Genomic DNA, 13,774 nt, shown 5'->3' with positions numbered 1-13,774 from the left:
CTACCCGAAAGCTATGGCCGCGTGCGCATCACCCTGGACTCGTCCCACACCGGATCCGGTGATTCATACACGAAACCATCGGCCCCGAATACCAAGAACCGATCGAACGACCGGGCGAACCAGCGGTCGTGGGTGACCGCCACCACGGTGCCCTGATACGCCGCGAGTCCACACTGCAGCGCCTCGGCGCTGGCCAGATCGAGGTTGTCGGTGGGCTCGTCGAGCAACAGCAGCGTCGCGCCCCCGAGCTCCAGCAGCAGGATCTGCAACCGCGCCTGCTGACCTCCCGACAGTGTCTCGAATGGTTGCTCGGCGCAGACCTGCAGCTCGTAGCGAGCCAACGCACTCATCGCCTCCGTCCGCAGCCGCGCATGCTCGACCATCACGATGTCGCACGGCGTACGGCCCACGAGATCGGGCCGCGCGTGGGTCTGGGCGAACAGACCCGGCGTCACCCTGGCGCCCAGCCGGGCCACCCCGCTGTGAGCGACGGCATCGGCGGCCGGTGCCGCACTTGGCGACTCGTCGGCCATCGCATTCAACAGCCGCAGGAAGTGCGACTTGCCGGAGCCGTTCGAGCCCAGCACCGCGACCCGCTCGCCGTAGGAGATCTCCAGGTCGAACGGCTGCATCAGACCGGTCAATTCGAGGTCCTTGCAGATCACCGCACGCTTGCCGGTACGGCCGCCACGCAGCCGCATCTTGATGTCCTGGTCGCGCGGTGGCACCTCGGGCGGGCCTGCCTCCTCGAACTTGCGCAGCCGCGTCAGCGCCGCCTGATACCTCGACGACATCCCGTCGTTGTACGACGCCTTCTGGCGCAGTTCGACCACCAGTGTCTTGAGCTTGACGTGTTCCTCGTCCCAGCGCCGCCGCAGTTCTTCAATGCGCTCGTGCCGGTCGCGACGGGCTTGCGCGTAATTCTCGAATCGTCCGCCGTGGATCCAGACGCGACGCGACTCGACCGTGACGATCCGTTCGGCCGTGCGGTTCAGCAGCTCACGGTCGTGAGTGACCATGAGCACCGTCTTGGTCGTCTCGGCCAGGCGCTCTTCGAGCCACTGCTTGCCCGGGACGTCCAGATAGTTGTCCGGCTCGTCGAGCAGCAGTACCTCGTCGGGTCCGCGCAGCAACGCCTCGAGCACCAGCCGCTTCTGTTCACCGCCCGACAACGTGTTCACCAAACGCCACCGGCAGGATTCGTAGGGAACGCCGAGTGCGGCGATACAGCAGGCGTCCCAGACGATTTCGGCGTCATACCCGCCGGCGTCGCCCCATGCGGCAAGCGCGTTGGCGTAGCGGATCTGACTGGTTTCGTCGTCACGCTCTATCAGGGCCAGCTCGGCCGCCTCGACGTCGGCTCCCGCAGCGCGCAGCCGCGGCGGTGCCACCGACAACAACAGTTCGTCCACCGATGTGGCGTCTCGGATACCGCCGATGAACTGGCGCATCACCCCAAGACCACCGCTGTGGGCCACGGTGCCGTCCTGCGGCGCCAAATCGCCGGCGATCAGCCGCAACAGCGTGGTCTTACCCGCGCCGTTCGGCCCGACCAAAGCTGCCGTGGCACCGTCGGCGATGCGAAACGAAACGTCGTCGAGCAGTTGCCGACCGTCTGGCAGCGTGTGGCTGATGTGCGCAACCTCGACATGACCCATATGGGTCAGTGTCGAAAATCGAACCCTCCCGCCGCAACTGGATTTCCGGCCGCTCCGGACGGGTCAGGCGCTGACCTTGCGACGCTTGGGCTTCGCCGACGGCACGTCGAGCAGTTCGGCCAGGAAGTGGCCCGTGTAGCTGTCCGGGTTGGCGGCCACGTCCTCGGGAGTGCCGGACGCGACGACGGTGCCGCCGCCCGCGCCTCCTTCGGGCCCCATGTCGACGATCCAGTCGGAGGTCTTGATGACATCGAGGTTGTGCTCGATGACGATGACCGTATTGCCTTTGTCGACAAGGCCGTTGATCACCTTGAGCAGCTTGCGGATGTCCTCGAAATGCAGACCCGTGGTGGGCTCGTCCAGGATGTAGACGGTGCGGCCGGTGGACCGCTTCTGCAGCTCGGCCGCCAGCTTGACGCGTTGCGCCTCACCGCCGGACAGGGTCGGCGCGGGCTGGCCCAGCCGCACGTAACCGAGGCCGACATCGACCAGCGTCTTGAGGTACCGGTGGATCGACGAGATGGGCTCGAAGAACTCGGTGGCCTCCTCGATGGACATGTCGAGCACCTCGGAGATGGTCTTGCCCTTGTAGTGCACCTCGAGGGTTTCCCGGTTGTATCGGGCGCCGTGGCACACCTCGCACGGCACGTACACGTCGGGCAGGAAGTTCATCTCGATCTTGATGGTGCCGTCACCCGAGCAGGCCTCGCAGCGGCCGCCCTTGACGTTGAACGAGAACCGGCCTGGTTGGTAGCCACGGACTTTCGCCTCGGTGGTGGCCGCGAACAGCGAACGAATCTTGTCGAACACGCCGGTGTAGGTGGCCGGGTTGGAGCGCGGGGTGCGACCGATCGGCGATTGGTCGACGCGCACCAACTTGTCGAGCTGATCCAGCCCGTTGACGCGGGTGTGCCGGCCCGGGACCTGCCGCGCCCCGTTGAGCTTGTTGGCCAGCACCGAGGCGAGGATGTCGTTGACCAGCGTCGACTTACCCGACCCGGACACGCCCGTCACGGATGTCAGCACGCCGAGCGGGAATGCCACGTCGATCTCTTTGAGGTTGTTCTCCCGGGCACCCACCACGGTGATCTGACGGCGCTTGTCGGTGGGCCGCCGGATGGCCGGTACCTCGATACGCTCCTTGCCGGAAAGGTAAGCGCCGGTGAGGGATTCGGGGTTGCGCAGCAGCTCGCTGTACGTGCCGCTGTGCACGATGCGGCCGCCGTGCTCGCCGGCGGCCGGGCCGATGTCGACGACCCAGTCGGCGTGCGCGATGGTGTCGAGGTCGTGCTCGACGACGATGAGTGTGTTGCCGAGATCGCGCAACCGTACCAGCGTGTCGATGAGTCTGCGGTTGTCGCGCTGATGCAGTCCGATGGACGGCTCGTCGAGGACATACAGCACGCCGACCAGACCGGAGCCGATCTGGGTGGCCAACCGGATGCGTTGTGCCTCACCGCCGGACAGCGTCGCCGCGGCCCGCGACAACGACAGGTAATCCAGACCGACATCGAGCAGGAAGCCCAGCCGGGACTGGATCTCCTTGAGCACCTGTCCGGCGATGGCCTGCTCACGGTGGCCCAGGGTCAGCGCGTTGAGGAAGTCGGCGCAATCGGCGATGGACAGCTCGGCGACCTGTGCAATGGACTTGGCACCGTAGTCACCCGCGGCCAGTGTGACCGCGAGGATCTCCGGCTTGAGCCGCGTGCCGTTGCACTCCGGGCACGGGATGTCGCGCATGAACCCCTCGTAGCGTTCCTTCATCTGCTCCGAGTCGGTCTGCTCCATGCGGCGCTGCAGGAAGGCCATGACGCCTTCGAAGTCGGCGTAGTAGGACCTGGTGCGGCCGTACCGGTTCTTGTACCGGACGTGCACCTGGTGATCCGAGCCCTCCAGAATCGCCTTGCGCGCCTTGGCCGGAAGCTTCTTCCACGGCGTGTCGATGTCGAATCCGAGCTGGTCCCCCAGGCCCGACAGCATGCGGGTGAAGTACTCCGCAGACTGGCCCACCGCCCACGGTGCGACGGCACCTTCGGCCAGGGTCAGCTCCGGGTCGGGCACCACGAGGTCGGGGTCGACCTCTTTACGGATGCCCAGGCCCGTGCACTCCGGGCAGGCGCCGTACGGCGAGTTGAACGAGAACGACCGGGGTTCCAGATCGTCGACGGCCAGCGGATGCCCGTTGGGACAGGCCAGCTTCTCCGAGAACCGCTGCTCGCGGTGAGGATGGTCGTCCTCACGGTCGACGAACTCCAGCACCACGATGCCGTCGGCCAGGTTCAGCGCCGTCTCCACCGAGTCGGTGAGCCGCTGCTTGGCGCTGGCCTTGACCGTCAACCGGTCGACCACCACCTCGATGTCGTGCTTCTCCTGCTTCTTGAGCTTCGGCGGATCGGTCAGCGGATGCACCACACCGTCGACCCGCACACGGCTGTAGCCCTGGGTGTTGAGCTTGTCGAACAGGTCGACGAACTCGCCCTTGCGGGTACGCACCACCGGGGCGAGCACCTGGAACCGCAGCCCCTCGTCCATGGCCAGCACCTGGTCGACGATCTGCTGCGGGGTCTGCCGGGCGATGCGCTCACCGCAGACCGGGCAGTGCGGCGTGCCCGCGCGGGCGTACAGCAGACGCAGGTAGTCGTAGACCTCGGTGATGGTGCCGACGGTCGACCGCGGGTTGCGGTTGGTGGACTTCTGGTCGATGGACACCGCAGGCGAGAGGCCCTCGATGAAGTCGACGTCAGGCTTGTCCATCTGGCCGAGGAACTGCCGCGCGTACGCCGACAGCGATTCGACGTAGCGACGCTGCCCCTCAGCAAAGATGGTGTCGAAGGCCAGCGAGGACTTGCCCGACCCGGACAGCCCCGTGAACACGATGAGCGCATCACGCGGCAGGTCGAGGTCGACTCCTCGCAGGTTGTGCTCGCGGGCACCCTTCACGATCAGGCGGTCAGCCACGCGCTTCCTTTCAGACGACAGACTTCACGCCCATGCTATGTGCGACCACCGACAAGCCCGATACCGTGATGGGGTGACTCCTCCCAGCATCACCGTCAGCGATACGTACACCGGCCACGTCGACCCCCATACGGCCGCACGGCGCACCGCGGGCGGAGCCACCATCGTCAAGGCGTCAGTCGGCCCGATGGACAACAACGCCTACCTGGTGACCAGCACGAAGACCGGGGACACACTGCTCATCGACGCGGCCAACGACGCCGACGCCCTGCTGGAGCTCATCAAAACCAACGCCCCCAAACTGGACTTGATCGTCACCAGCCACCAGCATTTCGACCACGTGCAGGCCCTGGCAGCGGTCGCGAAGGCCACCGGCGCCCCGACCGCCGCACATCAACTCGACGCCGACGCGCTGCCGGTGAAGCCTGACCGGATCCTGGCCGACGGGGACACCATCACGATCGGTGACCTCACCCTCGATGTGATCCACCTGCGGGGACATACGCCGGGTTCGGTCGCATTGGCCCTGAAAGCGTCCGACGGCGTGACGCACCTGTTCACCGGCGACTGCCTGTTCCCGGGCGGGGTGGGCAAGACCTGGCAACCCGGCGATTTCGAAACCTTGCTGGGCGATGTGACCAGCAAGGTCTTCGACGTCTACGACGACAGCACGGTCGTCTATCCCGGACACGGCGACGACACCACGCTGGGCGCCGAGCGGCCCAGCCTGTCCGAATGGCGCGAACGCGGCTGGTAGGCCGCTAGCTGGTGTGGACGATGAGCACGTCGGTCTTGGACCGGCGTGCCACGTTCGCCGGCACCGAGCCGAGCAGCCGGCCCGCGATGGTGCTCAGGCCCACGTTGCCGACCACCAGCAGGTCTGCCTTGACATCCTCGGCCAGCTCGACCAGGGCGTCCACCGGGGCGCCGACGACCGGGCGCTCCTCGATGTCGGTGGCACCGGCGGCCTTGGCGCGCTCGGTCGCCTCGCGCAGGATGGCGTAGATGGGGGCGTTGCCTGCCATCTGGTAGCCCTCGTCCTTGAGCACGTCGGCGGCGCGCTGGTCTTCGCTCTGGGGGAAGTACGCGGTCGCCACGATCAGCTTCGCGTTCGACCCGGCGGCGATCTGACCGGCGCGGTCCACGGCACGCAGCGACGAATCAGATCCGTCCGTACCGACCACCACGGTGCGATAGGCGCTCATCCATACCCTCCCAGTGTCAGTTGCAACGCCATCCGCGACAGTAACCCGATGCAGGCTGGGCACGGGGACGATTCACGGCACCCGCGTGCACAACCGGCAAAACAACCGACGTTCTCCGACCGGTGGCGTCTACCGGGACTGATGTTAACCGCAGCGGGCGCAGAATCGACACCAACCGTGACCCACGCTACGCGCGTCGCCCGGGCGTCGCCAAGGCACGGCTGGGCCCATTCCATGACGTGGATCACATTTTGCGGTCAAACCCGTTGCACAACAACATCTTCGATGACGTTCAGCGAGACCGGTCGCGACCGAAGTACAGCTCTTGAGTGGCGGTGCACACGAGTTGGCCTGCGCGGTTGTACATCGTCGCGCTGGCGAGCCCCCGCCCGTGAATTCCGCTGGGCGACACTTGATCGGAGAGCACCCAATCCGACAAGTCCGCAGGCCGCTGGAACCAGACGGCATGATCGATGAGCGCCGAGAACGCTGCGAGCTGAGAGGTCCGCCGCATCGTCACCGCCGTCTCCAGCATCGTGGTACCCGAGACGTAGGTGAGCAGGCAGGCGTTGCGCACGGGGTCATCGGGCACGGATTCGGCTGGGCGCCACCACATTCGGGTCCGTTCAGGGGGTGACGGCAGATCCATTGCCAACCTCGGCGGGGCGTCGACGTAACGACGCTCGATGGCTTGCGGACGCACCCAGAATCCGCCGAACTCGTCGGCGTACCCACGCAGCTGCTCCCCGACTGCAGGCAGCGAATCCGGATCCGGAACATCGGGCATGGACCGCTGATACTCGGCGCTGTCGACGGGCGCACTGAACGAGGCCAGCGCCTCCAGAAGGATCTCCCCGCCCTGATGCGCGGTGACCTGCCGCGTCGACAACGTGCCACCGTCGCGCAGCCGCGACACTCGCATCTGCACCGGGTACCGAGCATCCCCGGCACGCAGCAGGTAGGCGTGCACACTGTGCGGCAGCCGCCCCGTCGTGGTGCGGCTGGCCGCCATCAGCGCTTGCGCGGCTATGTGGCCACCGATGATGTGGTGGTCGGCGTTGTCGATCTGGTCGGCGACGAACGTGTCGTCGCCGGTTTCGGTGAGGTCAAGGGTCGTGACTATGTCAGCGAGCTGCGGCAGGGGCACCGCCGCATTATTCGGTATGGCTCGCCGCGAGCTTCAGGGCGTCGGCCAGGTAAGGGGCGCTGACGCTGTCGGCGCGCGTCGCCGCCTGCGCCGGTGTGCCGGTCGCGACGATGCGGCCACCGTCTCCTCCGGCACCCGGTCCGAGGTCGATGACGTAGTCCGCCTGCGCGACGACCCGCATGTCCAGTTCGACGACCACCACGGTGTTTCCCGCGTCCACCAGCTTCTGCAAGTGCACCATCAGCCGGTCGGTATCGGCGGGGTGCAACCCGGCCGACGGCTCGTCGAGCAGGTAGAGAGCGTCTCCGCGGTGGGCTCGTTGCAACTCGGTGGCGAGCTTGACGCGTTGGGCTTCGCCGCCGGACAACTCGGTCGCGGGTTGCCCCAGCCGCAGGTAGCCCAGCCCGACATCGCACAGCACCGTCAGCGAGCGCAGTATCTCCGCTTCCCCCTCGAAGAAGTCGCGGGCCTGCTCGACACCCATCTGCAGGATCTCGGCGATGTTGCGATCACGCCAGGTGATCTCCAATGTGCTTGCCTTGTAGCGAGTTCCGTCGCAGTCCGAGCACGGGGTGTAGACGCTGGGCAGGAACAGCAACTCGACCATCACCCACCCTTCACCCTCACAGGTAGGGCATCGCCCCGACGCGACGTTGAACGAGAACCGCCCGGCCTTGTAACCGCGGCTGCGCGCTTCCGGCGTCTCGGCGAAACGACGACGGATGTGGTCGAACATCCCGGTGTAGGTGGCGACGTTCGACCGCGGGGTGCGGCCGATGGGCTTCTGGTCTATGCACACTACCCGCCGCAAGCCACCGATATCACCGACGATCTCGCCGTGGACCGGTGCGGATTCGCCTGCCAGCAGCAGATCGTCCTCATCGGACGTGTCGTCGGTTGCGCCGCTCACCGGGGCGCCCAGGTGCTCGGCGACCAGCGTCGGCAGCGCCTGACTCACGAGACTCGATTTTCCGGCACCTGAGATGCCGGTGACCGCAGTCAGACATTTCAGGGGGAACGACACCGATACGTCATGAAGGTTGTTGCGGCTCACGTGTTCCAACCTGAGCCAGCCACCCGGCTCGCGCGGGGTCCGCTCTACCGGTTTAGTCAGACCGAAAAGATAACGGCGCGTGGATGATTCATCCACGTCAGCGAGGCCGGCGGGCGGCCCGCTGTACAGGATCTGACCACCTCTCTCACCCGCGCCCGGGCCGATATCCACCAACCAGTCGGCGGCGCCGATGATGTCGAGCGAGTGCTCGACGAGGAAGACGCTGTTACCGCGTCCCTTCAATCCCTGCAGAATGCCCAGCAGCGCGTCCCGGTCGCGCGGATGCAGCCCGGCCGACGGCTCATCGAGCACATACACCACCCCGAACAGCTGCGACGACAGCTGCGTCGCCAGGCGCAACCGCTGCAATTCACCCGACGACAGCGTCGGAGTGCTGCGGTCCAGCGACAGGTAGCCCAGACCCAGATCCATGATGGGATGCAGACGCTCGAGGATCTCAGCCGCCAGACGCCCAGCGGCAGCACGCTTTTCGACGGAGATCTCGGAATCCGCGGGATGGGTCGGCGTGCCGGCGGCCACGGGCTCCAACAGCTCGGCGAGCCGATTCAGGGTCAGGCCGGACAGCTCGGCGATATCGAATCCCTCGAAAGTGACCGACAGTGCCTCGGGCTTGATCAGCTTGCCGTGACACGTCGAGCACACCGCGCCGCGCACGAACTGGGAAACGCGCTTCTTCATCTGCGCGCTCTTGGTGTTGGCAAAGGTGTCCAGGACGTAGCGCCGCGCGCCGGTGAACGTGCCCTGGTAGCTGGGCTCCATCTCCATGGCCACGGCCCGACGCGTCTGCGCCGGGGTGAACCCCGCATACACGGGCGCCGTCGGGCGTTCGTCGGTGTAGAGGATCCAGTCCCGGTCTTTCTTCGGCAGGTCCTTCCACGGCGTATCGACGTCGTAGCCCAGAGACACCAAGATGTCGCGCAGATTCTGCCCGTGCCACGCCGCGGGCCACGCGGCGATGGCCCGGTCGCGGATCGTCAGCGACGGATCCGGGACCATGAGTTCCTCGGGCACCTCGTACACCCGACCGATGCCGTGGCACGTCGGGCACGCGCCCGGCACGGTGTTCGGCGAAAAATCCTCGGCGAACAGCATGGGTTGGTCCGCCGGATAGTGGCCAGCCCGCGAATAGAGCATCCGCACCAGGCTCGACAGCGTGGTCACGCTGCCCACCGACGACCGGGCGCTGCCCGCGCCCCGGTGCTGCTGCAGGGCCACCGCGGGCGGCATCCCCTCGATGGAGTCGACGTCGGGAACACCGACCTGATCGATCAGCCGACGCGCGTACGGTGCCACCGATTCCAGATAGCGGCGCTGCGATTCGGCGAACAACGTGCCGAACGCCAGTGATGACTTACCCGACCCCGACACACCGGTGAACACCACCAGCGCGTCCCGCGGAACATCGACGTCGACGTTCTTGAGGTTGTGCTCGCGGGCGCCGCGCACCCGGACATCGGCCGGTATGTCCACCGACCGCTGATCCCACGGCCGCTCCAACGATCTCGTCACACCACGCGACCCTAGCCGTGACTCGAAAGGGTAGTAGAACCCATACCGAGACCCACCCGGTTACGCGTCACAGTCCCGGTCAGGGCGGCCGGACGCTATCTCGACAACCGCCGAGATAGCGTCCGGCCTCCCCCGACGCATGCGAGCGAGTGACGGGATTCGAACCCGTGTAAACGGCTTTGCAGGCCGGTGCCTAGCCACTCAGCCACACCCGCACTGCCCATCACAGTGCCAGCCGCGGCCCCGCGTGCCCACGGTTTCGATCTTGATGATCGCTAACCCTCGTCCGCCCCTACCGGCCTGCCCACCGCCGGACCGCCCTGGGGCCAGCCGGCCGGCGAGTCCTCCCACGGCTCCTGGCGGCCGTACGGCGTCAGATCCAGGAACGGATAGCCCACCGCGGAATGATCAAGACCGCGGGCATACGCCGAGTACGTATGAAACACGTCGTCCCCGCGGCGCAGGAAGACGCTCGCACCGGGCCAGTCACCGCGCAGGTCGGCATCCGACCAGCCGTCGGCGTGCAACTCGTCGAGCGACTTGTAGTTGTACTCGATCGGCGCTCGCGCCGGGTCGAGCGTCACGTGATAGTCGTAGGTGAAATCACCGTCGCGCGACGAGTACCACGGGAATGTCCAGCCATGTTGATCTCGGTAGGCGGCGATGCTCGCGTACGGCGCCCGCGACACGCACGCGAACGTTACATCCTTGCTGTGCAACAGTTTCCGGTCGCCCTCGGTGAACGTGAGGTCCGCCGCCGCGGTGCAACTCGGGCAGCCGGCGTCGAGCGCGTCGATCCACATGAAGTGATGGATGTAGAGCTGGCTGCGCCCCTCGAACATGTCCAGCAGCGTGACTTCGCCGTCGGGACCGTCGAACACATAGTCCTTGGTGACCTGCACCATCGGCAGCCGACGGCGTTCGGCGTTGACCGCATCGCGCAGATGGGTCACCTCGCGTTCTCGGGCCAGCAGCTTGGTGCGGGCCTGGAGCCACTCCTCGCGAGTGGCGACGTCGGGATAGGCAACGGGTTGTGCAGACATGAATTCGCTCCTCGTCGGTTTTCGGCCTATGCGAAAACAGACCTCAGCTGCGGCCAAAAGTCATCGTGCGCACGCTAACTTGTTCGACATGGATCTCTGGCTGGCCGACCCGGCGTTCTTCGGTGGCGCGGGGCAAGGTTCCCGTCAGATCGCCGAACTGTTCGTCGCGTTCGGCCTGACGGCGTTGATCGGGTTGGAACGCGAAGTCCAGGGCAAAGCCGCGGGCCTGCGCACCCAGACCATCGTCGGCACCGCGGCCGCGCTGATCCTGCTGGTCAGCAAGTACGGCTTCAGCGACGTGCTGGCCACGGGTCTGGTCGAGGTCGACCCGTCGCGGGTCGCCGCCCAGATCGTCTCAGGCATAGGCTTTCTCGGTGCCGGCATCATCATCGTCCGACGCGGCTCGGTCCACGGCCTGACCACCGCCGCGGCGGTCTGGGAGTCCGCGGCGATCGGAATGGCCGCGGGCGCCGGGCTTTTCCTGCTCGCCTGCACGGTGACGGCGATGCACTTCTTGATCGTGCTGGGCTTCATGCCCGTGGTCAGACGGCTCACGGCGCGCCTGGGCGGATCGATCCGCATGCACGTCACCTACGCCGACGGCCGCGGCGTCATGCACGAACTGCTCCAAGTTTGCGAGCGCAGGCAATGGCAGCTGACAGAGCTGGCCGCCGACGCCCCGCAGGGTGCGCCGAGCGCAACCGGTCAGTTCGGCGTGATGCTCACCCTGTCGGGCAGCGGGATCCTCGCAGCGCCGACCGTGCTGGCCGGCATCGACGGGGTCACCGCCATCCACCAGCTCGACACCGACGCCGAATAGGGGTCAGCGGCGCCCGGCGCGCACCGACGCCACCGCACCCGTCGCGGCCAGCACGGCGAGACTGATGAACAGGCACCTCGCTGCCAACACGTCGCTGCCGTCGGCCAGGTTGACCACGACGCCGGTGAGCCCGGCGCCGAACGCGCCGCAGATCAGCTGCACGGTGTTGATGGCCGCCGCGGCGGCCGGCCCCTCCGCCGGATCGTCCACACTGCTCATCGCCCAGGCCGACAAATGGGGCCACGCACTACCGATGCCGATGCCACCGACCAGCAGAGCGACCGCCCAGCCCGCCACCAGCCCGGGCGCCATCCCGGCGCGGACCAGCGCTGCGGCCGACGCCAGGCCCACCGCCACCACCAGAGGTGCCAATGCGACCGTCCGCACCAACACCCGCTCGTTGCGGACGGACGCGCTGACGAGTTCACCGACGGTCCAGCCGACCGAGAGCACCGCGCCGAAAAAACCCGCCACGACCGGCGTGAGGTGAGCCAGCCGCTGGGCGAACAACGGCACATAGGTGTCGACCATGGTGGCGGCCATCAGCACGCCAAGGGTCAGGTAAATCCATTTGAGCGGGCCGGGCCCGAAAGCGCTGGGCGGCAACACACTCGACGACGCCCGCCGATCGGCCACCAGGAAGCAGCCGACCAGGGCGAGACCGATCACCAACATCGCCACGGTGGCCCGCGGGTCATGCGGAACACCGGCCACACTGACCGCCATCGCCGCCGCACCCAGCAGCACGAGCGACCACACCGGGATACCCGGCACCGGTGGTCGCGATTCGGCCCGGTCACGACCGGGCAGTGCGAACGGCACCAGCACCGCCATCGCCGACGTCAACGCCGCGAGCACCCCGAACGCCCACCGCCACAGGCCCCACTGCGCGAACAATCCGCCCGCGGCGGGGCCGATCACCGTGCCGACGCCCCACATCGCCGAAACCAGTGCGGAAGCCTTGGTCCACAAGCTCTTCGGCAGCGCCGTGTTGATGACGGCATAGCCAAGTCCGGCCAGCAAGCCGCCCGCGAAACCCTGCACGGTGCGGCTCGCGAGCAGCAGCGGCATGCTGGGCGCCAGGGCACAACCCAGGCTGCCCGCGCAGAACACCCCGAGACCCAGCAGGTACGCCCGACGCGGGCCCATCCGCATCAGCACCGAGTGCACCGTCGTCGCCGCGACCACCGATGCCACCAGGTACACCGTGGTCACCCACGCGTACAAGCGGTGGCCACCGATGTCGGTGACGGCGCTGGGCAGCAGGCTGATGGTGATGAATTCGTTGGTCGCGTACAGCAGCACGCCACCGGCCAGCACGGTCGACGCACCAAGGTGTCTGGCCCCCAGAAGCTGCCGCCAGGTGCCTTCGGCTTCGGCCGTCACGGTCTCGGTCACGGCAGTGACGTTAGGAGCTCAACCGCCATTGAGGTCAAGGTCGGCTCATTTCGGTCCCGTGGTCGCCCGGCTGACGTGCCCGGCGATCAAGTCATACACCTGCCGGGTGACGTCGCCCGCGTTGCTCATGATGTTGTAGCCGTGGTCGACACCGCGAACTTCGTGATACTCGGCCAGGGCCCCGACAGCATCCAGCTTCTGGGCGTATCGCCACGCCTCGGCCCGCAGCCGGTCGTACTCGGCGGTGACCACGAGTGCGGGGGCGATGCCGTCGATGCCGTCGGCGTTGTCACCGTAGGCCGGGGAGACCAGCCGGTCGGCACGTTGGGCGGGATCGGGGATGTAGGCGGTGTCGAACACTTCACCCATCCACGGCCGCATGACGGCCTTGGCGCCCAGCGGCGAACTCTTGTCCCGGGTCGCGGTCACCAGATCCAGCGGCGGATAGTGCAGCACCTGCAGGGCGATCGCCGGGCCGCCACGCTCCAGGGCCAGCCGCGCCGCCGCCGCGGACAGGCTGCCTCCGGCGCTCTGCCCGCCGACGCACAGCCGGGTGCCGTCCCACTCCCGCTCGGGGGCCGACGCCCAGACAAGGACGTCATAGATCTGCTCGACCGGCGCCGGGAAACGGTGTCGCGGGGCGAGCACGTAATCGGTGTTGACGACAACAACGTTCGCGTGCGCGGCGAGGTAGCGGCACCACGGGTCGTCCTGGTCGCGGTGCCCTACGACGAATCCGCCACCGTGCACGTTGACGTACACCGCGGGTTCGACACCGCCGGCCTTCGGCCGGTAGACGGTGGCCGAGGTGTCGCCGTACCGGGTGGGAATCACCACCGTGGTTGTGTCACCGGGGATTTCGGGGAACCGGACACCGGGCTTGGGTGCCGGGTTGACGGTCGACGAGAACAGGCGCGCAAGAGCATCGGCCACCAAGGGCTTGGACAGGATGGACACGGGG

General features: G+C 67.2%; 10 protein-coding genes and 1 tRNA gene. 2 read left to right on the top strand and 9 right to left on the bottom strand.

What is annotated here, in order from left to right; translation table 11 throughout:
- Positions 1-11: 11 nt before the first annotated feature.
- A complete protein-coding gene (locus RMCB_RS22295; protein ID WP_062830499.1) occupies positions 12-1,658 on the bottom strand; it encodes an ABC-F family ATP-binding cassette domain-containing protein in 1,647 nt (548 codons plus the stop codon).
- 63 nt (positions 1,659-1,721) lie between these two features.
- On the bottom strand, positions 1,722-4,616 hold the full coding sequence (gene uvrA, locus RMCB_RS22290; RefSeq protein ID WP_062830498.1) for an excinuclease ABC subunit UvrA: 2,895 nt from the start codon (positions 4,614-4,616) through the stop codon (positions 1,722-1,724).
- 73 nt (positions 4,617-4,689) lie between these two features.
- On the opposite strand from uvrA, the gene RMCB_RS22285 reads away from it, so the two are divergent.
- Positions 4,690-5,373, top strand: coding sequence for an MBL fold metallo-hydrolase (locus RMCB_RS22285; protein WP_407662135.1), 684 nt, complete (start codon positions 4,690-4,692; stop codon positions 5,371-5,373).
- 4 nt (positions 5,374-5,377) lie between these two features.
- On the opposite strand, the gene RMCB_RS22280 is transcribed toward RMCB_RS22285, so the two are convergent.
- The 5 genes from RMCB_RS22280 to RMCB_RS22260 all read right to left on the bottom strand — a co-directional run bounded on the left by RMCB_RS22280 (position 5,378) and on the right by RMCB_RS22260 (position 10,595).
- On the bottom strand, positions 5,378-5,821 hold the full coding sequence (locus RMCB_RS22280) for a universal stress protein (protein WP_029368284.1): 444 nt from the start codon (positions 5,819-5,821) through the stop codon (positions 5,378-5,380).
- A gap of 292 nt (positions 5,822-6,113) precedes the next feature.
- Complete coding sequence (locus RMCB_RS22275) at positions 6,114-6,968, bottom strand: acyl-CoA thioesterase (protein WP_062830496.1); 855 nt, start codon at positions 6,966-6,968, stop codon at positions 6,114-6,116.
- 7 nt (positions 6,969-6,975) lie between these two features.
- Entirely contained in the window at positions 6,976-9,513 is a 2,538-nt protein-coding gene (locus RMCB_RS22270) for an excinuclease ABC subunit UvrA (RefSeq protein ID WP_062830495.1), read from the bottom strand.
- Between the two features lie 183 nt (positions 9,514-9,696).
- Positions 9,697-9,767, bottom strand: a tRNA-Cys gene (locus RMCB_RS22265).
- Between the two features lie 60 nt (positions 9,768-9,827).
- Positions 9,828-10,595: a DUF899 domain-containing protein gene (locus RMCB_RS22260; RefSeq protein ID WP_062830494.1), complete on the bottom strand. Its 768-nt coding sequence runs from the start codon at positions 10,593-10,595 to the stop codon at positions 9,828-9,830.
- 88 nt (positions 10,596-10,683) lie between these two features.
- Here RMCB_RS22260 and RMCB_RS22255 point away from each other — a divergent pair, with 88 nt between their 5' ends.
- Positions 10,684-11,415: an MgtC/SapB family protein gene (locus RMCB_RS22255; protein ID WP_062830493.1), complete on the top strand. Its 732-nt coding sequence runs from the start codon at positions 10,684-10,686 to the stop codon at positions 11,413-11,415.
- Between the two features lie 3 nt (positions 11,416-11,418).
- On the opposite strand, the gene RMCB_RS22250 is transcribed toward RMCB_RS22255, so the two are convergent.
- Together RMCB_RS22250 and RMCB_RS22245 are read right to left on the bottom strand one after the other, a co-directional pair.
- Complete coding sequence (locus RMCB_RS22250) at positions 11,419-12,813, bottom strand: MFS transporter (RefSeq protein ID WP_062830492.1); 1,395 nt, start codon at positions 12,811-12,813, stop codon at positions 11,419-11,421.
- A gap of 45 nt (positions 12,814-12,858) precedes the next feature.
- Entirely contained in the window at positions 12,859-13,770 is a 912-nt protein-coding gene (locus RMCB_RS22245; RefSeq protein WP_062830491.1) for an alpha/beta hydrolase, read from the bottom strand.
- Between the last annotated feature and the right edge of the window lie 4 nt (positions 13,771-13,774).

Source organism: Mycolicibacterium brisbanense, from assembly GCF_001570425.1.
Taxonomy (GTDB): domain Bacteria; phylum Actinomycetota; class Actinomycetes; order Mycobacteriales; family Mycobacteriaceae; genus Mycobacterium; species Mycobacterium brisbanense.
The sequence above is the reverse complement of the archived record's forward strand: the minus strand, read 5'-3'. Positions and strand labels throughout refer to the sequence as shown.

Excerpts from the sequence above, each read along its gene's own strand:
- RMCB_RS22295 (WP_062830499.1), bottom strand. The coding sequence starts at position 1,658 with ATGGGTCATGTCGAGGTTGCGCACATCAGCCACACGCTGCCAGACGGT.
- RMCB_RS22280 (WP_029368284.1), bottom strand. The coding sequence starts at position 5,821 with ATGAGCGCCTATCGCACCGTGGTGGTCGGTACGGACGGATCTGATTCG.
- RMCB_RS22260 (WP_062830494.1), bottom strand. The coding sequence starts at position 10,595 with ATGTCTGCACAACCCGTTGCCTATCCCGACGTCGCCACTCGCGAGGAG.
- RMCB_RS22255 (WP_062830493.1), top strand. The coding sequence starts at position 10,684 with ATGGATCTCTGGCTGGCCGACCCGGCGTTCTTCGGTGGCGCGGGGCAA.